This window comes from Providencia sp. PROV119 (assembly GCF_028482435.1).
Taxonomy (GTDB): Bacteria; Pseudomonadota; Gammaproteobacteria; order Enterobacterales; family Enterobacteriaceae; genus Providencia; species Providencia stuartii.
Map to the genome: position 1 here is coordinate 58,111 of NZ_JAMPQL010000003.1, position 23,892 is coordinate 82,002.

20 protein-coding genes are annotated in these 23,892 nt (G+C 40.6%); 13 read left to right on the forward strand and 7 right to left on the reverse strand.

Annotated elements, in window-relative coordinates:
• Positions 1–116: 116 nt before the first annotated feature.
• From rsuA to PSF11_RS04940, 3 genes are all read left to right on the forward strand, one after another.
• Positions 117–821, forward strand: a complete 705-nt coding sequence (gene rsuA, locus PSF11_RS04930) for a 16S rRNA pseudouridine(516) synthase RsuA (protein ID WP_004920895.1) — start codon at positions 117–119, stop codon at positions 819–821.
• A 102-nt stretch (positions 822–923) separates the two neighbouring features.
• On the forward strand, positions 924–2,111 hold the full coding sequence (locus PSF11_RS04935; protein WP_014656192.1) for a Bcr/CflA family multidrug efflux MFS transporter: 1,188 nt from the start codon (positions 924–926) through the stop codon (positions 2,109–2,111).
• Positions 2,112–2,789: 678 nt separating this feature from the next.
• Positions 2,790–3,131 carry a hypothetical protein gene (locus PSF11_RS04940; RefSeq protein WP_004920891.1) on the forward strand — a complete coding sequence of 114 codons (342 nt, stop codon included), beginning with the start codon at positions 2,790–2,792 and terminating at the stop codon, positions 3,129–3,131.
• Between the two features lie 86 nt (positions 3,132–3,217).
• Here the strand turns inward: PSF11_RS04940 and mepS are convergent, their stop codons facing one another.
• On the reverse strand, positions 3,218–3,799 hold the full coding sequence (mepS, locus tag PSF11_RS04945) for a bifunctional murein DD-endopeptidase/murein LD-carboxypeptidase (protein WP_004920890.1): 582 nt from the start codon (positions 3,797–3,799) through the stop codon (positions 3,218–3,220).
• 589 nt (positions 3,800–4,388) lie between these two features.
• The gene (locus PSF11_RS04950; protein ID WP_004920888.1) at positions 4,389–5,006 is read right to left on the reverse strand and encodes a YrbL family protein; all 618 of its coding nucleotides are present in this window, start codon (positions 5,004–5,006) and stop codon (positions 4,389–4,391) included.
• A 324-nt stretch (positions 5,007–5,330) separates the two neighbouring features.
• On the opposite strand from PSF11_RS04950, the gene PSF11_RS04955 reads away from it, so the two are divergent.
• Positions 5,331–5,678, forward strand: a complete 348-nt coding sequence (locus PSF11_RS04955) for a hypothetical protein (protein ID WP_036940824.1) — start codon at positions 5,331–5,333, stop codon at positions 5,676–5,678.
• A gap of 98 nt (positions 5,679–5,776) precedes the next feature.
• Here the strand turns inward: PSF11_RS04955 and yeiP are convergent, their stop codons facing one another.
• From yeiP to PSF11_RS04970, 3 genes are all read right to left on the reverse strand, one after another.
• A complete protein-coding gene (gene yeiP / locus PSF11_RS04960) occupies positions 5,777–6,349 on the reverse strand; it encodes an elongation factor P-like protein YeiP (RefSeq protein ID WP_004920883.1) in 573 nt (190 codons plus the stop codon).
• Positions 6,350–6,478: 129 nt separating this feature from the next.
• Entirely contained in the window at positions 6,479–7,729 is a 1,251-nt protein-coding gene (gene mtr, locus PSF11_RS04965) for a tryptophan permease (protein ID WP_004920881.1), read from the reverse strand.
• Positions 7,730–7,894: 165 nt separating this feature from the next.
• The gene (locus PSF11_RS04970; protein WP_004920878.1) at positions 7,895–8,332 is read right to left on the reverse strand and encodes a nucleotide triphosphate diphosphatase NUDT15; all 438 of its coding nucleotides are present in this window, start codon (positions 8,330–8,332) and stop codon (positions 7,895–7,897) included.
• Between the two features lie 161 nt (positions 8,333–8,493).
• Here PSF11_RS04970 and fruK point away from each other — a divergent pair, with 161 nt between their 5' ends.
• A complete protein-coding gene (fruK, locus tag PSF11_RS04975) occupies positions 8,494–9,429 on the forward strand; it encodes a 1-phosphofructokinase (protein WP_004920877.1) in 936 nt (311 codons plus the stop codon).
• 58 nt (positions 9,430–9,487) lie between these two features.
• Here fruK and nfo read toward each other — a convergent pair whose 3' ends face one another.
• Both nfo and PSF11_RS04985 read right to left on the reverse strand, forming a co-directional pair.
• Complete coding sequence (gene nfo / locus PSF11_RS04980) at positions 9,488–10,330, reverse strand: deoxyribonuclease IV (RefSeq protein WP_004920874.1); 843 nt, start codon at positions 10,328–10,330, stop codon at positions 9,488–9,490.
• Between the two features lie 106 nt (positions 10,331–10,436).
• Positions 10,437–11,516 carry a YeiH family protein gene (locus PSF11_RS04985; protein ID WP_014656190.1) on the reverse strand — a complete coding sequence of 360 codons (1,080 nt, stop codon included), beginning with the start codon at positions 11,514–11,516 and terminating at the stop codon, positions 10,437–10,439.
• Positions 11,517–11,741: 225 nt separating this feature from the next.
• Here PSF11_RS04985 and yieE point away from each other — a divergent pair, with 225 nt between their 5' ends.
• The 8 genes from yieE to dld all read left to right on the forward strand — a co-directional run bounded on the left by yieE (position 11,742) and on the right by dld (position 23,853).
• Positions 11,742–12,605, forward strand: coding sequence for a DNA-binding transcriptional regulator YeiE (gene yieE / locus PSF11_RS04990; RefSeq protein ID WP_040133253.1), 864 nt, complete (start codon positions 11,742–11,744; stop codon positions 12,603–12,605).
• A gap of 215 nt (positions 12,606–12,820) precedes the next feature.
• Positions 12,821–14,311: an amino acid permease gene (locus tag PSF11_RS04995; RefSeq protein ID WP_004920869.1), complete on the forward strand. Its 1,491-nt coding sequence runs from the start codon at positions 12,821–12,823 to the stop codon at positions 14,309–14,311.
• A gap of 347 nt (positions 14,312–14,658) precedes the next feature.
• Positions 14,659–15,783, forward strand: a complete 1,125-nt coding sequence (locus PSF11_RS05000) for an ABC transporter substrate-binding protein (RefSeq protein ID WP_154598944.1) — start codon at positions 14,659–14,661, stop codon at positions 15,781–15,783.
• A gap of 18 nt (positions 15,784–15,801) precedes the next feature.
• Positions 15,802–16,896, forward strand: a complete 1,095-nt coding sequence (locus tag PSF11_RS05005; RefSeq protein ID WP_004920866.1) for a FecCD family ABC transporter permease — start codon at positions 15,802–15,804, stop codon at positions 16,894–16,896.
• A complete protein-coding gene (locus PSF11_RS05010) occupies positions 16,893–17,681 on the forward strand; it encodes an ABC transporter ATP-binding protein (protein WP_014656187.1) in 789 nt (262 codons plus the stop codon). Before PSF11_RS05005 ends, PSF11_RS05010 begins: the two co-directional genes overlap by 4 nt.
• Before the next feature lie 264 nt (positions 17,682–17,945).
• Positions 17,946–19,919, forward strand: coding sequence for a ligand-gated channel protein (locus PSF11_RS05015; protein ID WP_004920862.1), 1,974 nt, complete (start codon positions 17,946–17,948; stop codon positions 19,917–19,919).
• A 593-nt stretch (positions 19,920–20,512) separates the two neighbouring features.
• Complete coding sequence (locus PSF11_RS05025) at positions 20,513–21,895, forward strand: APC family permease (RefSeq protein WP_004920857.1); 1,383 nt, start codon at positions 20,513–20,515, stop codon at positions 21,893–21,895.
• A 224-nt stretch (positions 21,896–22,119) separates the two neighbouring features.
• Positions 22,120–23,853 carry a D-lactate dehydrogenase gene (dld, locus tag PSF11_RS05030; RefSeq protein ID WP_004920852.1) on the forward strand — a complete coding sequence of 578 codons (1,734 nt, stop codon included), beginning with the start codon at positions 22,120–22,122 and terminating at the stop codon, positions 23,851–23,853.
• Positions 23,854–23,892: the final 39 nt, after the last annotated feature.

A 23,892-nucleotide genomic window follows, 5' to 3' on the forward strand; every position in this document is an offset into this window, starting at 1 on the left:
TAGTTATTGATATAATAAAAGATGTGAGCACAATCACAATAACCTTTCAATTTTATTTCTAACAACTTAGTTGTCTTTAGGCACTAAGTTACTATTCCATCAAATTAAGAGTGTTTATGCGACTGGATAAGTTTTTGTCCCAGCAATTAGGGATTAGCCGGAGCCTAGTGGCGCGAGAGCTGCGTGCCGGAAAAGTCACTGTAGATGATGAAATTGTCAAATCAGGTGCGGTACAAGTCAGCCCTGAACAAGTTGTCGCTTATGAAGGCAGTGTTTTAGTTCATGTTACAGGCCCGCGTTATTTTATGTTGCATAAGCCTCAAGGCTATGTTTGCTCAACAGACGATCCTGCTCATCCCACCATTCTCTATTTTATTGATGAGCCGCTGGCAGACAAATTGCACTCAGCAGGGCGCCTTGATATTGATACCACAGGGTTAGTATTGCTAACCGATGATGGTCAGTGGTCACATCGCATAACCTCTCCCAAGCACCACTGTGAAAAAACGTATCGAGTTGAGTTAGAAAACGACATTGCTGACGATGTTGCAAAACGCTTTGCCGAAGGCGTCATGCTAAATGGCGAAAAATATCCAACCAAGCCAGCTCAGTTGGAGGTCATCTCTCCAAAAGAAGTGCTATTGACCATCAGCGAAGGGCGCTACCACCAAGTAAAAAGAATGTTTGCAGCAGTAGGAAATCATGTTTGTGGGCTACACCGCGAGCGTATTGGTGATATTTGGCTCGATGATGATCTTGCTCCCGGCGAGTATCGTGAGTTAACCGAAGACGAAATCAACAGCGTTATCGTTCCGCGCTAACGATAAATTATTAATAAAAATAAATAAATAAAATCGTTTCTGGTGTGCGACATATCTTTAAGGTGTGTCGTATCAGGCGAGAGCGAGATAGGAGTTTAAAGAGTGCAACAGCAAAAATCATCCTACATAGGGTTGATATTAATATTAGGCTTATTATCAATGCTTATGCCTTTAGCCATTGATATGTATTTACCTAGCTTTTTAGTGATGGGTGAGTACTTCAATGTCGATGAAGGGCGTATCCAGATGACGCTTAATAGCTATATTTTTGGCTTTGCAATTGGGCAGCTATTTTATGGTCCAATGGCCGATAGTCTGGGTCGTAAGCCTGTGATTTTAGGCGGCGTCATCGTATTTGCCATCGCCTCAGCAGCATGTGCGCTTTCTGAGTCAATCGAATCACTCATCTTGTTTCGCTTCCTACATGGTTTTGCTGCTGCGGCAGCTAGTGTTGTGATCAACGCATTAATGAGGGATATGTTTACGCGTGATGAGTTTTCACGCAGCATGTCATTTGTTGTTTTAGTGATGACAATAGCCCCACTATTGGCACCGATTTTAGGTGGCAAGGTGATGTTATGGTTCTCATGGCATGCCATTTTTTGGAGTATTTCGATAGCGGCCGTGATTGCGGTTATTTTAGTGAGTTTATTTATACGTGAAACGTTACCTGTTGAGAAACGGCAACCCTTTCATTTAGGTAATACATTAAGGCAGTTTGCAACCCTTTTTCGTGCCAAACAAGTGCTGTTTTATATTTTAGCGAGTTCATTTTCATTTGCGGGAATGTTTTCATTTTTGAATGCGAGCCCGTTTGTTTATATTGAACTGAATGGCGTGGCGCCAGAAAATTTTGGTTACTTTTTTGGTATTAATATTATTTTCTTATTCATTATGACCACATTTAATGGTCGTTATGTTAGGCGCTTTGGGGCAGAGCGCATGCTCTACCTAGGGATCATTGTCCAATTCACCATGGGAATTTGGTTACTGGCGACCACGGCAATGGATGTTGGCTTCTGGGCTCTGGTGCTTGGTGTGGCGATTTATGTCAGTGGGATTGCAATGATAACCTCAAATGCAATGGCGGTAATTTTAGATAATTATCCACATATTGCAGGTACGGTTTCCTCATTAGCGGGAACAATCCGTTTTTCCATTGGGGCTTTGATAGGAACTTTACTATCAATGATCCCCGCTAAGTCAGCATGGCCGATGGTTGGCTCTATGGTTGCGTGCGTGGCTTGCTCAATGCTATTTGTTTTATTGGCGAAACGCGCCAAAAAATAAATTAATCCAATAAGACTGGCTGTTTCATGGATGAAACAGTGGTTTCCTTCGTACTTATTTCATTTCGTGACCATCTCTTTTTATATAGTGTTAAGCAAAAATTAATTACTCGGTAAAACCGAATTTTTTGCCAGTAAAATTGGAAAGTATGAATAAAAATGATCTAAATCAATAATCATTTGATAGCGATTTGTTAAATTTGTGTATTAAACTCAGGTAATTGCAGTTAAGTCATAAGTTGGTGGAGTTAGTGAGTTTTCTTCAAAATTACTCAGCTTATTATTAATGCCCGTTTAATAATGTAAAAAAAATGACTAATAGTTAGCCTCTGTGTTGAGTTTTAAGATCAAAAAAAATTTAAAATTTAACATTCATAGTAAAAAAATGTGCATGCAAGGATTTATGTCACAAAAATTTAACGACACGAGTAATATTTAATGTTATATTTAGGTATGTATATTTAACAAACCCGTTACTTTTGGGCTTTGTCGCGAATTCGGTTTGAACGAAGTTTGATATCGTTTACTGACCTCTAAACATTTATTTAGAGGAGGGAGAGTCAAAGCTTAAGGCTCGTAGGTATCTCGCCATAAAGGCAGCCTCAGCGAAGCGTTGATTAAGTAAATAGCCTTCGTTCAACGAACACTATGATGGTTTAGGTAGCAATAGGAATTTGTTGTGGAAAAATCAGGTCTTTCGGTTGTGCACAGGCTGCCGCAAAGTTACCGCTGGTTATCTGGGAAAATAGGCACGGACGTTGAAGTCGTACCTACAGATGACTTCGATAGCGATAAACTTGTGGGGCTGAAATTACTCAGCCATGACTGTGCTACAGATTGCATTGCAATGAAGCAGTTGTCAGAATCATTGTCTGAATTGCAAATTGAAAGTGCGATTTTAGAATGGCAAAAAGAAATTTGCCTCTTTATTCATGCTAGTGATGAACTTGCCGCCATGTGCCGCTTAAAGGCGGCTGGTGTTGCTATCGCGGAGCTTGAGTCAGGTTTTTATTCATCCTAACATCGCTATTGAACGCAATAAAAAAGCTTCCAGTTTTTAACTTGGAAGCTTTTTTATTGGCAAGGAATTTAAAAAGGTATTATCGGTTATGAACCATTAATGATGCGGCGACCAGCGTAGTACCGTTTGCTCCAATACTCATTAGTCATTTCTGATACGATAACACCACTGCTGGTAGAGGCGTGAACAAACTTATTGTCACCAATATAGATACCAACATGCTTCATGCGGCGACCGGTTTTAAAGAGAACCAAGTCACCTGCTTTTAAATTGTTACGGTTAACACTCTTACCGGAAGACTCTTGCTCTGAGGTCGTACGTGGTAAGGCAACACCAAATTGTTCAATAAAGGTACGTTGCACAAAGCTTGAACAATCAATACCACTTTTTGTTGTACCGCCAAGACGATATCTCACACCTTTCCAATTTGCATATTGATTCATGATCTTCGATTTGGTATCGACGCTTTGAACGAGTTGTTCGAACTCATCTTGAGAAGCCATTGCTAACGAATCGGAAGAACCATTTAACATACGTGGTTCAGAATGAGTGGTACGTTGAGCATTTCTTGAAGAATCAGGGGCAGTACAAGCTGACAGTGTCGCGGCAATTGCTATTGCTGGTATGATGCGCAAAATGTTGCGCTTAAATTTTTCAGATGTTGCCATTATTGTTAATATCCCTTGCCATTTCTTATTGTGTTTTTTTCCACACAACAAACGTAAACTTATCCCTGTGAAAAGCGCATTTTACAAAATGCGACACTGGCTTTTCACAGAAAGCGTTTAATACAGAACAACTAAAACTTGTATATGAGCAAAACGACGATTTGCTGCGTTGGCGACACATTTGTTATGTCAACATAACAACAAACTGTTAAACACTCACCGTTAGAGTTTGGCAGTTGCATACTTATTTCGCCAAACATAGAGAGCATACATAAACGAAAGCAAAATGGCGAGTTAATAAGGTAATAATTTACAAAACATTATATTAAGCATGGATGTGTATCATCTTTTGTACATTTAGAGTTAAAAAAGTGTGTGTGTTATCGTTAGGTACTCAAATAATCGAGTAAAAATAACGATCTAGATCACGCTTTGAGTGAAACAACATTTGCTTAATAGCATAACAGCGTCTACAGGCTTTTTTGAATTGTAAAGAAGTTTAAATTTTTCTAAATTGAATAATCTAATACGATGGTGAAGCATACGATATTGCGCCGCAAGATCAAAGCAACGCAATATCGTTTTGCCACTAGTTTATTTGCATATTAGCCAGTTTGACGTGATATTCTCTTAGCATTCGCTGTTCAAAATCGGTAAATCGACGAGTGAGTGTGGCTCGAGCGATTGTAGATGAAAAGTAGTCGACGGGAATTAAAGTCGCACAACCTAGATTATCAATGATAAAAAATTGGCCGTGGGGTTTATAGCCTAATTGATAAACAATATTGTAAGGCTTTAATGCCATTGTCACTATTGCATCTTTAAAAACAGTCTTTTTAAAAATATCATAGGCAATTCTCATATTTTTTTGATGTTTTAAAAAAGCATTTTTATTTTTTAAATAATAATCCAGTGTATTGGATACATTTCCCGCTTTATCTTTTATTAACTGAAATACGTAGCCTGTACCTAACGTGGTTTTTTGAATGCCATAATAATGGGCAATCGCATCTGATGATGATTTATTTCGGTAAATTCGTTTGTAATACTTAATTTCACGTATTGTTTCTCGATCATCTCTATTTGAATGATGAACTTTGACACATAAATCATCACGCTCGGGATGCTGATAACATGCACGTTGCCGACCACTTGCAATCAAGAGGGATGGCGTCAATTCGATGGTTTTTGAAAGTAATGTTTTCATAGTGAATTAGGTTATAAGTCTATTAGTGATCATAACGATTATTGTTAAGGCTTCTATTTCTAAAAATATCCGTACTAATTTTAATAGATTAAACCTAATGGGAGTTGCAATATGTGTGATCGTCTCAAATTTGTGATCAACTTAACTAATTATGTGTTATTTCTTAGAGTTTGAGAAAAATAAAAAACTACGACTGTAAGTTAAATATTGTTTCATTCATTCAAATTAAGATTCGGTTATTCAGTAATAAAAAGTAAAAAATTATTACAGATATAAATAATTCATCGCAGATGACGATAACCTAATTTTAAGCGGATGACTTTTATGAAACTTACAGCAAATAAAATTTCTTTGACAGCGCTATTAGCAATAACCATTTTTAGCTTTTTTCCTTTTGGTAGTGTTCAAGCAAAAGAAAAAAACTATGTTGGCGGTGGAACGATTACCTTTATCGGTGCAATTGTTATGCCTCCATGTCAAATTGGTGCAATTGATGGGCATATTGAAACCACATGTTGGTCTAGCAATAAAGGTAAACCAGAAATAACAAAAACGTCTTTAAAAAAATTGAGAGTAGGCATCCATGAATTGCCTAATAGTCAAGGCACTCAAAGCTTTAAATGGATAAATAAAGAACAGACGTTGGGTGTGTATACACTGACATATAACTGAATAAAAAAACTTAAGCGGTTTATTAGGTAGGAAGTTAGTTTAATTTGTTTAAGAAAAAGAAAGCCCTATGGGCTAATGCCCATAGGTGATATATCTAATTAATCGCAGCGGCCCATATAGCGGCGTTCAGGAATATGAATACGAATTTTTTCACCACTCGTGAGGTATTCAGGGACTTGAACCGTTAGGCCTGTTGCCATTGTTGCAGGTTTTGTTCGCGCACTGGCTGAAGCACCTTTAATTGCAGGTGTTGTTTCTACAATAACCATATCAACGGTTTGTGGAAGTTCGAGCGCCAATACTTGCCCATCCATCGTGAGCACCTGCATGCCAGGCAATCCCTCTTCAGGGATAAATAACAGCTCCTCTTCAATGTCTGCACGTTTAAAGAGATAAGGCGTATAGTCTTCATTATCCATGAAAACATATTCATCACCGTCGATATAAGAGAAGCTAACAGCGCGACGAGTTAAAGAGATGGTTTCTAAAATATCATCACCTTTAAAGCGTTCTTCGACTTTTTGACCAGTCTTAATATCAGTAAAGCGCATTTTATATAAAGTACTGGCGCCACGAGCGCTTGGTGCCTGAATATCGATATCTTTAACCAAGAGCAGCTTGCCGTTGTAACTCACCGCAAACCCGCGTTTGATCTCATTGGCTTTTGCCATAAATAACCTTCTTTATTATCGTCAGAAAAGAGTGCGACAAAATTACTCGCAGATAGGCGATTAGGCAAGATAGGAAATGTACTTTTCAATAAAAAAATCTCCCCAACGGTGATGTTGGGGAGGGTATCATCAGTAAACAGGCAGTAAACCAGATAAGGAGAGTATGTGTGCTACGGCATTAATGACACCAAACAAGATAACAAATAGGATGATACCAATGCCGCCAGGCGCTCTATAACTGTTATTCGGGAAACGCTTACGACTTGCCCTTGCCATCAGCGCGGGCACAATCACTGCCCAAATAGTGGCAGCGAGGCCTGCAAAGCCAATGGCATAAATAAAGCCATTAGGAAAAGCTAGGGCAAATACAGCCGGTGGCAGGAAAGTGATTAAGGCAGATTTTAAACGGCCTTGTTTGCTATCGTTGAATTTAAAGAAGTCAGCAATAAAGTCAAACAGCCCCAAAGATACACCTAAGAATGAACTTGCCAGTGCCATATACGAGAACAAATTCAAAAACTTCGAAATAAAATCGCTGTTGGTAGACAAATTCATTTGCTTAAGCAGTGCACCAATATTATTGCCGTCCTCACGAATTTGGATAAAGGCAGAGCGTGGAATATTCCCTTGGACCGCATACTGCCACAAGATATAAATGGCAACGGTGATAATCGCACCATAGACAAGGCTACGAACCACAGAACGGCTATCTTTATTATAGTATTTTACAAGCCCAGGAACGTTACCGTGATAGCCGAACGATGTCAGCAAATAGGGCAGTGCAGCGAGGGCATAAGGTAAATAATGTGTATTGCCTTGATCGACTTGGTTAAACAGAATCGAAGGTGAGGCTGTGGTGACCATACCGCCAACTGACATAATAAAGGTGATAACCATACCACCAATTAAAATGGTACTTAAACGGTCGACGGCACGCGTAGATAACCAAACAACAAAGGCAACCAGAAGTGCGAAGAACAATCCAGAAACGGCTTGTGGAACGTCCATTTTTATATAGGAAGATAAATTTTCCGAGATAATCGAGCTACCCGCGGAAATATAAGCATACGTTAAAATATAAAGGACAAAAGTAATGGATAGCCCATTAATTGAGTTCCACATAGGCCCAAGTAAATCTTTAACCATGGTATGAAAACTTGCGCCAGCAGGGTAATTCATATTGGCTTCTAAAATCATTAATCCTGAAAGCAGCATACAAAAAAAGGTATACAGCAAAAGTAGGATAGAGCCTGTAAACCAGACACCGGAGGTCACCATGGGGATTGAAAACATACCAGCGCCAACGGCTGTACCCGCGATGATCATCGCCCCACCTAAGATGGAGGGCTGCTTATTTGTTTTTACTGCATCAACAGACATGGAAACTCCCGATTAATGTTTCTTTGTACTAGCTTAATGATACAGTTGAGGCATGTTGATGTAAACAATAATTAAAGCACAAATAGGTAAAATTAAGAGTAGTAATAATAGGTTGGGTGATTATTGTACAAATAGCCTTGAGCTATTTGTACCTGAGTAAAGCGATTAAGCGGGGTGATGATAAAATTGTTGGTTTAGCCAGAGGTCAATGGCATTACGGCTAGCCTCAAAATGGGGTTCTGGTAGTTCATTCGGGGATACCCACATCAAGCTTTCGCACTTATCTTTTTCCATGATTTGCGGCTCGATATCGCCATTATATTCAACATGCATACAGATAGAGACAGTATGTTTACCTTCTTGGTGATAGGTGTTTATATTGTTACTAATACCAAAAACCGTTGGGGCGGTAATATCAATACCAATTTCTTCTTTTATTTCACGAATAGCACAGGTTTCGAATGATTCCCCAGCATCGACATGCCCCCCAAATATTGACCAGTAAGGTGCGTGCTTGCTGCTGCGTTTGCCCATTAAAATTTGGCCTTGTGAATTCGTGATAATTACGCCAACACCAACGACAACGCCATCAACAGTAGACATCAACTTCTCCTTTCTTTTTTTATTCTATTCGGTGCGATTCTGCCAGTTTATAGCAGAAAAACAATCAGGAAAAACTACAAATATCACTGAAGCCATTGTGTTTTAATGGTATAACTATGGCTGCATACACATGACGATAATGATAAGGGAGATTCGAGGTTATGACTCGCCGGGTTGCTACAATTACATTAAATCCTGCCTATGATCTTGTTGGGCTATGTCCATCAATCGAAGTCGGTGAAGTCAACTTAGTGAAGACGGCTAGCCTCAATGCAGGAGGCAAAGGCGTTAATGTCGCGAAAGTTCTACGAGATCTTGGTATTGATATCACAGTTAGCGGCTTCATGGGGAAAGATAACCAAGAAGAATTCCAACACTTCTTTAGTGATAATGGTATGGCAAACCGCTTTTACATGGTGTCAGGACGCACAAGGATCAACGTAAAGCTGACAGAAGATAATGGTGAATCGACAGATTTCAACTTTTCTGGCTTTGAAGTCAGTAAAGAAGATTGGAACCGTTTCTCAACGGAGTCACTCAATTGGTTAGGCCATTTTGATATGGTGGTGGTGAGTGGTAGCCTACCAAATGGGATTGATCCCGAAGAATTCACTCGTTGGATGAGCCGCTTGCGTCAATTATGTCCATGTATCATTTTCGACAGTAGCCGTGAAGCATTAAAAGCAGGGTTAAAAGCCTCGCCTTGGTTAGTGAAACCCAATCGCCATGAATTAGAAATGTGGGTGGGTCGCAAGTTACCTGAATTGAAAGATGTCATTGCGGCAGCACATGAATTACGCGATAAAGGCATTTCTCATGTGGTTATCTCGCTTGGTGAAGAAGGGGCATTATGGGTGAATGCTTCAGGCTCTTGGTTAGCTAAACCGCCTCGTTGTGAAGTGATCAGCACGGTGGGGGCTGGTGATTCAATGGTTGCAGGCCTCGCTTATGGCTTACTGAATGGTGAATCTAGCGCACACACATTGCGTATGGCCACGGCTATTTCAGCGTTATCCGTATCACAGCCTGATGTTGGCTTAAAAAATCGTAATAAGCTTGCCGATATGATGGCAAAAATTGAGATGGAATCACTGTAAAACGATAAAGGCGGCGGAGGTTAACTCGCCGCCTTTATGCTTTATAGATAGTGACTGGTTATTTTTGCTGTGATTTTAGCCAAGCAATTTCTTGAGGCCAAATATCTGGATTAATGGTTTCAAGGATCAGAGGGATACCATCGAAACGAGGGTCTTTCATTATGTAACTAAAAGGTGTGTAGCCTATATTACCTTCCCCTAAGCTATGGTGACGGTCGACTCGGCTGGCAAACTCACTTTTGGCATCATTTAAGTGCATACCTTTGAGGTACTCAAAACCAACAATGTCAGAAAACTGTTTGAAAGTCTCTTCACAAGCCTCCTCTGTTCGCAAATCATAGCCTGCTGCAAAGGCGTGGCAAGTATCAATACAAACACCTACTCGGCTTTTATCATCTACATCTTCAATGATTTTTGCTAAATGTTCAAAACGATAGCCTAAGTTTGAACCTTGCCCCGCCGTATTTTCGATGACGGCAATGACGCCTTGAGTTTCATTTAGGGCGATATTGATAGATTCGGCAATACGAGCTAAGCAATCATCTATATCGATTTTTTTCAGGTGGCTGCCAGGGTGAAAATTGAGTAGATCAATACCAAGCTGCTCACAGCGTTGCATTTCGTCAATAAATGCGATGCGTGATTTTTCTAACGCTTCTTGCTCTGGATGACCTAAATTAATTAAGTAACTGTCATGCGGTAAAATTTGGTGCTTACCATAACCGTATTTTGCACAGTTAGCCTTAAATTTTTCAATCACCTCCTCGCTAAGAGGTGGGGCTTTCCACTGGCGCTGATTTTTGGTAAACAGCGCGAATGCCGTAGCGTTAATTTCATGAGCGCGAATAACTGCTTGATCAACGCCTCCAGAAGCGCTGACGTGTGCTCCAACATATTTCATTCTTGACTCCTTTTTTTATGAAGAAGTATGCCATTAATAGGCGAATAAATGAAATCAACAAAAAGGCCGCATTAAATGCGGCCAAATTAAAAAATGAACAAAGAGTTTATAGGATAGTCTGGATAATGGCATTGATGGCGAAACCACCAATGATTAGCCATACAAATAAGATAAGCGCCATCAATAATGGTTTGATCCCCGCCTGACGTATTGCACTAACATGAGTTGTTAAACCGAGGGCAACCATGGCCATCGCCAACAATACGGTATCTAACGTGATAATGTGTTTTACTATTTCTGTCGGTATCAAATTGAACGAGTTGAATGCAGCGACCAGAATAAAGATAACGGCAAACCAAGGGATCGTGATTTTGCTTTTTTGGGCTGTTTGTCCTTTAGCGACCGCAGAGCGGCGGCTCAAATAAGCAGATAAAATAATTAAGAAGGGTGCAAGCATCATCACTCGGATCATTTTGGTGATCACGGAAGCATTCTCTGCGTCAGGGCCGATAGTGTGACCGATAGCGACGACTTGAGCGACTTCATGCACTGTTGAGCCAATATAAATACCAAAGGTGTCTTGGGTCTGAGTGAACCAACCAAAATGTGCATTAAGTTGATAAAGCCATGGATACACAAAAATGGCGATAGTACCAAAAATCACCACCGTTGAAACGGCGACGGCAACTTTACTGGCAGAGGCTTTGACAACAGGCTCTGTCGCCATAACCGCTGCGGCTCCGCAAATACTGCTACCTGCACCGATTAAAAAAGTGGTTTCATCATCGAGTCCAAACACCTTTTTACCTAACCAAAAGGCCAACAAGAAAGTGGATGCGAGGGTAAGTGCATCAATGAGCAACCCTGTGGCACCAACATCAGTAATTTGTTGGAATGTTAAGCGAAAGCCATAAAGTATGATCCCCGCACGTAAAAAATAGTGTTTGGCAAATTTGATCCCCTCATCACAACGATGACTAATAGCAGGGTAGATTGTATTCCCGACGATGATGCCTAATAAAATTGCCAATGTCAGGGCGCCTAAACCGACATCAATAAACCATTGCTGCTCTCCAAGATATATCGAAATTGCGGTTAAAACTCCCGCTAAAATAATACCTGAAATTAGTTTTAGAGCTGGGGGCTGTGCGCTCTGTACTAACGTTTTTGTATTGCTTTTATCCATAACCTTACCTTTAGTTACGACTAATACCCTTCATAAAGCGGTTTATTCAGGGTATAGATAATTTTGGAATAAGCATATAACAAAAACTATAATAATTTAAATTGATTGTTTATATATAATCTATCTGAATTTCTGGTTATAAGTTTCTTCTGGTAAGTTGGTAATAAATCGTTAATATTAACAATATTATTACAAACTCTAGTGAACAATGTTGGGGCTACCTGTATGCGAATAACACTTAGGCAACTCGAGGTATTTACGGAAGTACTAAAAAGTGGCTCCACGACGCAAGCATCCCAATTACTCGCTTTATCGCAATCTGCTGTAAGTGCGTCGTTGACCGACCTTGAAGGGCAACTTGGAGTACAACTGTTTGACCGAGTAGGCAAACGGCTTGTGACTAATGAGCATGGTCGGCTGCTCTATCCCAAGGCATTGGCGTTGCTTGAACAAGCGTTGGAAGTAGAACAATTATTCAAAAAAGAGATGGGGGCGGTGCGTCTCGCTGCCAGTACCACAATTGGTAATTACATGCTGCCATCACTGCTGGCGGAGTATCGTCGTGACCACCCGACGATCCCATTAGAGTTAAATATCAGTAATACAGAGGAAGTTATTAAAGCGGTGATGGAATTTCGCGCTGATGTGGGTCTTATTGAAGGCGTGTGCCATAGCCCCGAGTTAATTACCGAACCATGGCTAAAAGATGAATTGGTGATATTTGCGGCTCCTAGTAATCCATTGGCGGGAAGAACACTCACCTTAAAAGAGTTACGTGATGCGCCTTGGGTGCTGCGTGAAAGAGGCTCAGGTACACGAGATGTGCTCGATCAGCTGTTATTTGCTCATTTACCGGGTTTTCATATTTTTATGGAGCTTGGTAATTCGGAGGCCATTAAGCATGCAGTTCGCTTTGGTATGGGGATCAGTTGCTTATCAAGACGCGTTATTGAGGAGCAATTGACGAACGGGTCGTTAGTAGAGCTAGAGGTTGAAGGGCTACAGTTACAGCGAACACTGTATTTGATTTATCACCGCCAAAAACATTTATCTAATGCAATTAAAAACTTATTAGATTATTGCAAGTAATGTGTTGCTGATTTAACAAAGTTTATGGTTCGTATAAACCCAAATGGTCAACAAGGTTGTTATTTGAACTATGATGCATAGGATATAAGTGTTTTACTAATAATTCCGTTGGGATTATGAAGGTATCTTATAACTGCCAAGAGTTACTTAGTTCTGACAGGATGTTTTGCTAGAATTCCTTCAATATTGATTAAATAAAGAAAAACAGGGAACAGATGTCAGAACAACAAACCACTACGGTACAAGGTAGCGGACAAAGCAAATTACGTCGTGAGTTGAAAGCTCGCCATCTTGCAATGATTGCCATTGGCGGCTCCATTGGCACCGGCCTCTTTGTTGCATCCGGTGCAACCGTTGCACAAGCAGGTCCCGGCGGGGCGCTTCTTTCTTATGCAATTATCGGCTTAATGGTCTATTTTTTGATGACCAGCTTAGGTGAACTTGCGGCTTATATGCCAGTGTCAGGTTCTTTCGCGACCTATGGCGCTAAATATGTTGATGAAGGTTTTGGTTTCGCATTAGGCTGGAACTATTGGTATAACTGGGCTGTAACTATTGCTGTCGACTTGGTTGCCGCGCAACTGGTCATGACTTACTGGTTCCCTGATACGCCGGGTTGGATTTGGAGCGCAATATTTTTAGCCGTCATTTTCTTACTGAACTATATTTCTGTTAAAGGGTTTGGTGAGGCAGAATATTGGTTCTCACTCATTAAAGTGACAACCGTTGTTATTTTCATCGTTGTCGGCGTATTGATGATTTTTGGTATCATGAGTGGTGCTGAAAATGCGGGATGGCATAACTGGACCATCGGGGATGCACCATTTGCTGGTGGTTTCTCTGCCATGATTGGTGTGGCGATGATTGTCGGCTTCTCTTTCCAAGGAACCGAACTGATTGGTATCGCCGCGGGTGAATCTCAAGATCCTGCGAAGAATATCCCTAAAGCAGTACGTAAAGTATTTTGGCGTATCCTTTTGTTCTATATCTTTGCAATCTTGATCATTAGTTTGATTATTCCATATACAGATCCTAATCTACTGCGCAATGATGTTAAAGATATTAGTGTTAGCCCATTTACCTTAGTATTTGAAAATGCTGGGTTGCTATCGGCAGCAGCAGTAATGAATGCGGTTATTTTAACGGCGGTACTATCGGCAGGTAACTCAGGGATGTACGCCTCAACACGTATGCTGTATACCTTAGCCCGTGAAGGTAAAGCACCACGCATTTTTGCTCGCCTCTCAAAAGGTGGGGTACCGCGTTATGCGCTATTTGCCACTACGGTAATTGCTGCTCTGTGCTTCCTAAGTTCAATGTTTGGTAACCAAACTGTCTACTTATGGCTACTGAATACTTCAGGTATGACAGGGTTTATTGCTTGGTTGGGGATTGCAATTAGCCATTATCGTTTCCGTAAAGGTTATATTGCGCAAGGTAAGGATATTAATGACTTACCTTATCGTTCGGGCTTCTTCCCAATTGGTCCTATCTTTGCTTTTGTTCTCTGTTTAGTGATTACATTAGGGCAAAACTATCAAGCGTTTTTAGAAGATAAAATTGATTGGGTAGGGGTTACAGCCACTTATATTGGTATTCCATTATTTTTAGCAATTTGGTTTGGCTATAAAATAGCCAAAAAAACGTCAATTATTCGTTATAAAGACATGGAATTCCCAAGCTACCGTGAAAATCTGAATAAATAATTGCTTAAATTATTTACACATATTCAATAACAGTAAGTTATAAATAAAAATGCCAATCAACAATGAACTGGGGTCAGTTCGAACGTTGATTGGCATTTTTTATAATGGGAAAAACCGAATAATCGGGTCGTTTCCTCATGATATGCTTTGCATGCTGAGTCTGGCGTTATCTTCTTTTTTAAAGACGAAATAGCCAATTTATCAATTGATTAACAAAAATTTTCGTCCACGATCACAATTCAATACATAGATGGAATTAAATCAGCAATCGTATTGATAAGTATTCTTATTTGCTTTATTGTTATGGGCACCAAAATAAAGGGGATAAGAGGTTTGATGTGAAGTTGATGGCAAAGTCGTTAGCAAAAGGGATAGGTTTAGCATTATTTGCAGGCTCTGTGATGAGTATCAGTATTAGCTCATTGGCTGCAACAGTTACTGATGTTGCTGGTAGAACGGTTGAAGTACCTGATAATGTTAATCGTATCTTACTTGGTGAAGGCCGTTTGTTGAGTGCAATTGCTTTACTTGAAGGCGATAAACCGCTTGATAGAATTGTTGGCTGGCAAGGCGATTTACGTAAACTTGATCCACAAACTTACGCGGCTTATAAAGCTAAGTTCCCTCAAATTGATAATATTCCATTAATTGGTAATACCAGCGCTGATAGTGTCAGTGCCGAAAAAGTATTAACACTGAATCCAGACATTGCGATTTTTGGCCTCTCTGGTCATGGCCCCGGTAAAAATAGTGAGTTAGTAGGGCAGTTAGAAAAGGCGGGTGTGCCTGTTGTGTTTGTTGATTTTAGAGACAATCCACTGCAAAACACGCTACCGAGTATCCGTATGCTTGGGAAAGCATTAAATCGCGAACAGACTGCAGAAAAATATGCTGATTTTTACGAAAAAAATCAAAAATTAGTGACTGATATCACCAGTAAAATCCCTGAAGATAAAAAGCCTACCGTGTTTATTGATTTACGTGCTGGTGCATTTGAAGATTGTTGTGGAACCGCAGGCAACGGGAACATGGGGAATTTTATCGACCTAGCGGGTGGAAAAAATATCGCCAAAGATGTGCTACCCGGTGCTTTGGGTAATATGAACCTAGAAAAGGTTATCGCTGTTGACCCACAAATTTATATCGCAACAGGTGCTAAAGCTCCCGGCAGTAAAGATGTCGGAGTGCAATTAGGGGCACAAGGCACTGTTGAAGATGCAAAAAGTAGCTTGAAAAAAATTACTGAACGCAAAGGAATTAGCTCTTTGTCAGCGGTGAAAGATGGCAAAGACTATGCAATTTGGCATAACTATTACAATTCTCCCTACAACGTATTAGCGACTCAAGTATTTGCTAAATGGTTCTATCCGGAGCAGTTTGCTGATCTGGACCCGCAAAAAACCTTGAATGAATTACATAGCCAATTTCTTGCAGTTGAGCCAACCGGCATCTATTGGGTAAGTGAGAAGTAAATTTTGTAGGTAATAATAATGAGTCTTACTACCGAGTCTATATCAACTGTTAAGCCGTCAGTGAGAGAAAATGATAATGGTGTGAAGCAGCATTATCAAAAAATGTTACGTCGTAGGGTAGCATGGATTGCCGTGATCATCGCTGCAATCGTATTATCATTGGTTATTGATTTCACATTAGGCCCATCCGGCTTATCGCTGGAAAAATTATGGCAAACCATCGTATCCCCTGAATCTGTAGAAGCGGGAACTCGTGTGATTGTTTGGGATATCCGTTTGCCTTATGCCCTTATGGCCGTTGTGATTGGCATGTCACTTGGCCTTGCTGGGGCCGAGATGCAAACTATCTTGAATAACCCGTTGGCAAGTCCATTTACCCTCGGTGTTTCCAATGCCGCTGCTTTCGGTGCGGCATTAGCGATTGTTTCCGGTATTGCTATTCCTGGTGTGCCTGATCAGTGGGTAATTTCAGCGAATGCCTTTATTTTTGCACTATTGGCTGCACTGATGTTAGATGCGGTGACCCGTTGGACGCGCGTTGCAACATCGGGTGTCGTATTGTTTGGGATCGCATTGGTATTTACCTTTAATGCTTTAGTTTCAATGATGCAATTTATTGCCACAGAGGACACTCTGCAAGGTCTAGTATTCTGGACAATGGGGAGCCTTTCAAAAGCAACATGGGTAAAACTCGGGGTGATGACACTCGTCTTTGCTCTAATTTTCCCATTGGCGATGATGAGTTCATGGAAACTGACTGCACTGAGGTTGGGCGAAGACCGAGCGATCAGTTTTGGTATTGATGTCCGTCGGTTACGTTTAACCACATTGTTGCGTATCAGTATCTTATCAGCGTTGGCAGTCGCATTTGTGGGGCCTATCGCCTTTATCGGTCTGGTTGCTCCTCATATCGCGCGCTTGATGTTTGGTGAAGATCACCGCTTTTATTTGCCAGCAAGCGCATTAATTGGTGCCTTAGTCTTATCCATGGCATCTATTGCATCTAAAAATATTATACCGGGTGTCATTATTCCTGTTGGTATTGTGACCTCACTCGTTGGTGTACCGTTCTTCTTAAGTATTATTTTACGTCATAGAGGTAGTGTGTCATGACAGATGGCCTGATTATTAATCGCTTTAATGCAGGTTATCCTAAAAACCCTGTGATTGAAGGGCTGACAACAGAAGCTTTACCAAGAGGTCAGATCACTGTGTTATTAGGGCCAAATGGAAGCGGCAAATCGACTCTGCTGCGCTCTTTGGCTGGTTTAAATAAAGCTACAGGGCAATTGCTGTTAGATGGAATGGATTTAACACAGCAAAACTTTGCTCAGCGTGCGCAAAATGTTGTCTATTTACCTCAAAGCTTACCAGCAGGTGTTCATCTTTATGTCTTGGAATCAGTGATCGTTGCTCAAAGAGCATCGGGTGGTCTGAGTCATGAAAATAGTAAAGATGAAGTGATGCATTTATTGCGTCAATTAGGTATTGAACATTTAGCATTAAGTTATTTAGACCAATTATCAGGTGGTCAAAAGCAATTGGTTGGTTTGGCACAATCATTAATTCGTCAACCAAACTTATTGTTATTAGATGAGCCATTAAGTGCATTAGATTTAAATTACCAATATCACGTTATGGATTTAGTGGCGAAAGAAACAAAGCGTCGCAATATTATTACGGTGGTTGTGGTTCATGATATCAATATTGCGTTAAGACATGCTGAACATGTTTTAATGCTAAAAAAAGGCAAACTGATTGCTCAAGGTGAACCAGAGGCCGTGATTACGCCGGATAGCTTGGCTGATGTGTACGGTGTTAGGGGGCGAATAGAGCGCTGTTCTCAAGGGGTACCACAAGTTTTAATTGATGGCTTAGTGGATAAGTTAGCGAGCTAGTTTTGATATAAATTAATAGTGTCAATGAAATTTAGATTGGCACTATTAATTGAATAAGAGAATAAAGGTTATATTTTTCTAGCGATAATTAGTTATAGAAAATTTCAATATATACAAATAGTATTTACCATAAATTTTCTATGGGTAATTTTTATTATCTAATAACCAAAAAAATAATAATAGTAATGATAGGGTTATAGACCCGAATATTGAGCTTATGTCATATCAAAATTCAAATCAAAATTATCTCTTGGAGAGTTGGGAATGGTAGTTTTCAATAAAAGAAAAATTGCAATAAGCGTTATTGCGGCAATCACAGCAGCCCCTGTATTTGCGGATGATAGTAAAGACACGATTATGGTTACCACCGCATCTGGCTTCCAACAAAAAATTGAAGATGCGCCGGCGTCTATTTCTGTGGTAACGCGTGAGCAACTAGAAAATAAAGCTTACCGTGATGTCACCGATGCATTGAAAGACGTTCCGGGCGTTCTAGTCACCGGCGGTGGTAGTAGTTCAGATATCAGTATTCGTGGTATGGATGCAAAATACACGATGATCTTGATTGATGGTAAGCGTGTTGATACGCGCAGTACGCGCCCAAATAGTGACGGTTCAGGTATCGAACAGGGATGGCTGCCACCACTACCTGCAATAGAACGTATTGAAGTTGTTCGTGGGCCTATGTCTTCCCTCTATGGTTCTGATGCTATGGGTGGGGTAATTAACATTATTACTCGCCGTGTGCAGCAAGAGTGGACGACAAGTTTACGTGCTGATACGACAATTACTGAGCGTAGAAATTCAGGAAACACTGGACAAGGCAGTTTCTATACTTCTGGTCCACTGATTGATGGCTTGTTAGGCGTGAAGCTTAGCGGTCAATATTCACACCGTGGTGAAGATAAAATCGTTGATGGTTTCGGTCGTCAAATCGTTGCAAGTGGTGGTGGAACACTGTCATTAACACCAGATGAAAAGAACACCTTTGATTTGGATTTCAAAAAAGATAGCCAGCATAGGGACTATCGTGAAGGCTATACGTATAAAGAAGGTGATAGTAGCAGCTTTAGTAAATATGAGATGACGCATACTGCATTAACTCATACAGGGGTTTATGACCTAGCTAACACTGATACTTATATTCAATACGATGAAACTAAGAACCCAACTCGTAAGATGAAATTTGATGATCTCATCATACGTAATCAAAGTGTCTTCTTAATTGGTGACCACAGTTTAAGTTTAGGTGGCCAATATCGTAAGGAAAAATTAGAAGCAGGTGATAATAAATTTGCACTAAACAAACTTGACCGTTATAGCTGGGCGCTGTTTGCGGAAGATGAATGGTTAATGACCAATGATTTCGCTTTAACCGGCGGTATCCGTATGGATAAAGACGAAAACTATGGTACTCACTGGACACCTCGTCTTTATGGTGTTTGGCATGCTGACGACCAATGGACCATCAAAGGTGGTGTGTCTACAGGTTATAAAGCACCTGACTTACGTCAATCTTCAGCAGACTGGGGGCAATCAACGGGTGGGCGCGCAGGTAACGCAGTGATTTACGGTAACCCGAATTTGAAACCGGAGAAAAGTGTTACAGAAGAAATTGGTGTAATTTGGAATAACCAAGACAATATTACCGCAGGGATCACGATCTATAATACCGATTTCAAAGATAAAATTACAGAAGTTAGACGCTGTGATAATAGCAATGCAAATATCAGAGACTGTACATTAGATGATGGTATTGGTGATAATGGTAAGCCATACCGTTTTGTTAGTGACCGTGAAAACGTTGATAAAGCAAGAATGCGTGGTGTTGAGTTAACGTTTAACTGGGGCATTCTGGATAATTTAGCGTTTTCGGCGAACTATACTTACACCGACACCGAACAAAGAAGTGGTGTCAATAAAGGTAAGCCGCTAAACAAGCAGCCAAAACATATGGGTAATACGACATTGACATGGGATACAACTGAAGAGTTGCAAACATGGGCACGCATGAACTTCCGCGGTAAAACGTCTGATTACCAAGGCCGTGGTGAGACAATGAATAATGGTACGGCGTCATATGCATTGTTTGATTTAGGGGCAAGCTACCAGTTGAACAAGAATGCAAATATTGTCGGTGGTGTCTATAACGTGCTAGATCGCCGCATTGACTCAACAAACTATGGTGCTGAATTAGAAGGTCGTCGATACAATATAGGTATCAACTATAACTTCTAATGAGTTTGATAACTGACTGAATTAAGGCCCTCTTATTGAGTTAAGAGGGCCTTGTTTTTTGGCGTGCGAAAAAGAGTAAAAAATGTCTTTTAATAGCAAAAATTTATAGAAGAAAACAAGTTATTAGCTACCAGCGCAAAATCGGCAAATTTATCAAAAATTCTCATCAAATATTGTCTGTTTTTTTAACAATACCTATTGCTATTTGATAACTTGAAGTGCAAAATGCGCGAACTAAAAAAATGACTGATACCTCAATTTCCGGTATCGGTTTTTTTTTGCTTTTTAAGTTCGTTTAATTTTATGGGGCCGGATAATAGGCCGGATAGATAAATTATATTTTTACGTGTAGCAAATATTTTATGCTACCGATTTGAGGAATGCTTGCATGGCTTACTTTTTCGCATTCGCAGCAGGGCCTGGTGGCCGTGGCTGCCGCATCGATGATTACGGAGCAATCGGCTGCTTCGCAACTTCACCATTTAACCTTTCATCTTTCTTCTCTGCCTATAGGCAGATGCAAAGTCTTCCCAGTAACTGTCGATTAAGTAGGTCAAATAGTACTCAATCGAAAGTTATGGGAGGGCTTTATCATGCCAAATAATTCAGTACCATTATCCATCGGTAGCAACCAAACTGGTGCAAACAACCGCGTAGAGCTGGCAAAAACGCTCACCCTGTTACAAGTGGTGATGATTGGTCTTGCTTATATTCAGCCAATGACGATTTTCGATACTTTTGGTATGGTATCGGATAAAACCGGTGGTCACGTCCCGACTTCCTATATTATTGCACTTGCTGCGATACTATTTACTGCTCTGAGCTACGGCAAATTGGTAAAACGTTTTCCATCTGCTGGCTCGGCGTATACCTACGCTCAAAAATCAATGAGCCCACATATTGGCTTCCTTGTAGGATGGACCTCGCTGCTGTCTTACATCTTTATGCCAATGATCAACATATTATTAGCGAAGATTTATTTACAAGATATCTTCCCAACGGTTGAGCCTGCTATTTTTGTTGTGGGGCTAGTTATTCTGATGACTGCCGCTAACTTACGCGGTATCAACGTCATCGCTAATCTAAGTACCGTGATTGCCATTATTCAAATAGGGGTCATGGTTGTATTTACCTTGATTGTGATTCATGGTGTATCGAATGGCGAAGGAACGGGTGAAGTTTGGACCTTCCGACCATTTGCTGATGAGCACACGGAATTGATCCCCCTGATAGCCGGAGCGACAATACTCTGCTTTTCATTCTTAGGTTTTGATGGGTTAAGCTCTCTGTCAGAAGAGACACCAAATGCAGGTAAAGTGATCCCGCGTGCTATTTTCCTGACAGCACTTATCGGTGGGATTATTTTCATTACCGTGTCATTCTTCTTACAACAATTTTTCCCAGATGTTTCGCGCTTTAAAAACATCAATGAAACACAACCTGACATTATGAGATTTGTTGCTGGGGCATTCTTCCAGTCCATTATTTTGGTTTTCTCATGTGTTACCGTATTAGCTTCAGGTATGGCTGCACATGCAGGTAGTGCTCGCTTGATGTATGTGATGGGGCGTGATGGGGTGTTCCCAGAAAAAATCTTTGGCCACGTAAGTCCAAGATGGCGTACTCCGTCTTATAACGTATTAATGGTCGGTGTGTTAGCACTTGGCGCTATTTGGTTTGAGATGGACTTTGCAACAGCATTAATTAACTTTGGTGCACTGATTGCGTTTACGTTCGTTAACATTTCAGTTATTAGCCAGTTCTTCATTCGTGAACGCCGTATACATGGGATTAAGAATATCCTTAACTATTTGATTTTGCCTGTCATTGGTACGCTGACCGTTTGTGTACTATGGTTAAATATCGAAGAGGATTCAATGGTATATGGCTTAATTTGGACGGCTGTCGGTCTGGTCTATATGGCGATATTGACGCGTATGTTCCGTCGTCCAATGCCTCAAATGAGCGATTATTAATTTAGTCGATTGAATAAAAACAGCACCTCAGAGTGCTGTTTTTTTTGCCTATTATTCAGGCTGTTAGTCTATTATTTGTTTTAACCTTCCAATCAGCTAATTGTGACACTGCACCGATATCTCAATCTAAAACGCTTTATAATGTGATATGGTTGTTAAATGATTATGACATTACAATTAATTGAACAGTTTATTGATAATTACCCTGACAGGAAGGCGCAGAAATGAATGCAGTAAACAGCCCTGAAAATCAACGATTATTACTGACACTCACCAATATTGTTGGTAAAAAAAATATCCTGACTAAACCCCATAAAACAGAACGTTACCGCAAAGGGTTTCGCTCAGGTATCGGTAATGCTATTGCGGTCGTCTTCCCCACCACGTTATTAGAACAATGGTATGTTTTTAAAGCCTGTGTCGAGGCGGATAAAATAGTGATTATGCAAGCCGCGAACACAGGGCTGACAGAAGGTTCGACGCCAAGCGGTTATGATTATGATCGTGATATCGTTATTATTAGCACATTAAAATTAAATCAAATTCAAGTATTACCTGAATTTAATCAAGTTGTTGCTATGCCAGGCAGTACGCTTTATGACCTCGAGAAATTACTAAAACCATTAGGTCGTGAACCGCATTCCCTCATTGGCTCCTCTTGCATCGGGGCGTCAGTGGTTGGCGGGATCTGTAATAGTTCAGGTGGCTCCCTAGTGCGCCGAGGCCCGGCTTATACGGAGCTAGCCTTATATGGGCGAGTAAATGAAGATGGAAAAGTGGAGTTAGTAAACCACCTAGGGATTAACTTAGGGGATACACCTGAAGAAATTTTAACGAACTTGCAAAATCGACGTTATCGAACAGAAGATGTTGAACACAGTGAAAAGCTGGCGTCAGACCATGAATATGCTCAGCGAGTTCGTGATGTGAATGCGGATACACCATCACGCTTTAACGCAGATGAGCGCCGCTTGTTTGAAGCATCTGGTTGTGCGGGTAAATTAGCCGTATTTGCTGTCCGCCTTGATACTTTCCCTGCCGATACCTCAACACAAGTGTTTTATATTGGCACAAACAATCCGGATGTTCTGGAAGACATTCGCCGTCATATTCTTAGTGAATTTAAAAACTTACCAGTAGCAGGTGAGTATATGCACCGCGGTTGTTTTGATATCGCTGAAGTATACGGAAAAGATACCTTTTTAATGATAGATAAATTTGGCACTGACAAAATGCCACTATTTTTTACTATCAAAGGCCGTATTGATGCCGTATTAAATAAAGTACCGTTGTTACCGTCAAACCTTGTTGACCGCACTATGCAGCTACTCAGTAAATTATGGCCTGCACATTTACCTCCACGTATGAAGCAATTTCGTGATAAGTATGAGCATCATCTGATGTTAAAAATGGCGGGTGAAGGTATTGATGAGGCGAAAGTTTGGCTGAAATCCTTCTTTGCAACGGCGGATGGGGGGTATTTTGAGTGTACACCAGAGGAAGGGGCAAAAGCATTTTTACACCGCTTTGCCGCAGCGGGATCGGCGGTTCGTTACCATGCGGTACACAATAAAGATGTTGAGGATGTATTGCCGCTGGATATCGCTTTACGTCGAAATGATCGTGATTGGTTTGAAAAATTGCCGCCAGAAATTGAAAAATTGTTAGTTCATAAACTGTATTGTGGGCATTTTATGTGTCATGTGATGCACCAAGATTATGTATTGAAAAAAGGCGTCGATCCAAAAGAATTGAAAGAGAAAATGTTAGCGCTGTTAGATGAACGAGGTGCACAATACCCCGCAGAGCATAACGTAGGCCACTTATATAAAGCTCAGCCACAGCTAAAATCTTTCTATAAAAAAGCCGATCCGACTAACACCATGAACCCCGGTTTAGGCAAAACAACGAAACGTAAAAATTGGGAAGGGGATTGTGGTTGCCACCACGATCACTAATCAGTGCAAGCGTTGTTTTTGGGCAGGAAACCCTGCCCA

Excerpts from the sequence above, each read along its gene's own strand:
- PSF11_RS04950 (WP_004920888.1), bottom strand. The coding sequence starts at position 5,006 with ATGAAAACATTACTTTCAAAAACCATCGAATTGACGCCATCCCTCTTG.
- dld (WP_004920852.1), top strand. The coding sequence starts at position 22,120 with ATGAATGCAGTAAACAGCCCTGAAAATCAACGATTATTACTGACACTC.
- fruK (WP_004920877.1), top strand. The coding sequence starts at position 8,494 with ATGACTCGCCGGGTTGCTACAATTACATTAAATCCTGCCTATGATCTT.
- PSF11_RS04955 (WP_036940824.1), top strand. The coding sequence starts at position 5,331 with ATGAAACTTACAGCAAATAAAATTTCTTTGACAGCGCTATTAGCAATA.
- PSF11_RS04995 (WP_004920869.1), top strand. The coding sequence starts at position 12,821 with ATGTCAGAACAACAAACCACTACGGTACAAGGTAGCGGACAAAGCAAA.
- PSF11_RS04970 (WP_004920878.1), bottom strand. The coding sequence starts at position 8,332 with ATGTCTACTGTTGATGGCGTTGTCGTTGGTGTTGGCGTAATTATCACG.
- rsuA (WP_004920895.1), top strand. The coding sequence starts at position 117 with ATGCGACTGGATAAGTTTTTGTCCCAGCAATTAGGGATTAGCCGGAGC.
- PSF11_RS05000 (WP_154598944.1), top strand. The coding sequence starts at position 14,659 with ATGGCAAAGTCGTTAGCAAAAGGGATAGGTTTAGCATTATTTGCAGGC.
- yieE (WP_040133253.1), top strand. The coding sequence starts at position 11,742 with ATGCGAATAACACTTAGGCAACTCGAGGTATTTACGGAAGTACTAAAA.
- mtr (WP_004920881.1), bottom strand. The coding sequence starts at position 7,729 with ATGTCTGTTGATGCAGTAAAAACAAATAAGCAGCCCTCCATCTTAGGT.
- PSF11_RS04985 (WP_014656190.1), bottom strand. The coding sequence starts at position 11,516 with ATGGATAAAAGCAATACAAAAACGTTAGTACAGAGCGCACAGCCCCCA.
- nfo (WP_004920874.1), bottom strand. The coding sequence starts at position 10,330 with ATGAAATATGTTGGAGCACACGTCAGCGCTTCTGGAGGCGTTGATCAA.
- PSF11_RS05025 (WP_004920857.1), top strand. The coding sequence starts at position 20,513 with ATGCCAAATAATTCAGTACCATTATCCATCGGTAGCAACCAAACTGGT.
- PSF11_RS05015 (WP_004920862.1), top strand. The coding sequence starts at position 17,946 with ATGGTAGTTTTCAATAAAAGAAAAATTGCAATAAGCGTTATTGCGGCA.
- yeiP (WP_004920883.1), bottom strand. The coding sequence starts at position 6,349 with ATGGCAAAAGCCAATGAGATCAAACGCGGGTTTGCGGTGAGTTACAAC.
- PSF11_RS05010 (WP_014656187.1), top strand. The coding sequence starts at position 16,893 with ATGACAGATGGCCTGATTATTAATCGCTTTAATGCAGGTTATCCTAAA.
- PSF11_RS05005 (WP_004920866.1), top strand. The coding sequence starts at position 15,802 with ATGAGTCTTACTACCGAGTCTATATCAACTGTTAAGCCGTCAGTGAGA.
- mepS (WP_004920890.1), bottom strand. The coding sequence starts at position 3,799 with ATGGCAACATCTGAAAAATTTAAGCGCAACATTTTGCGCATCATACCA.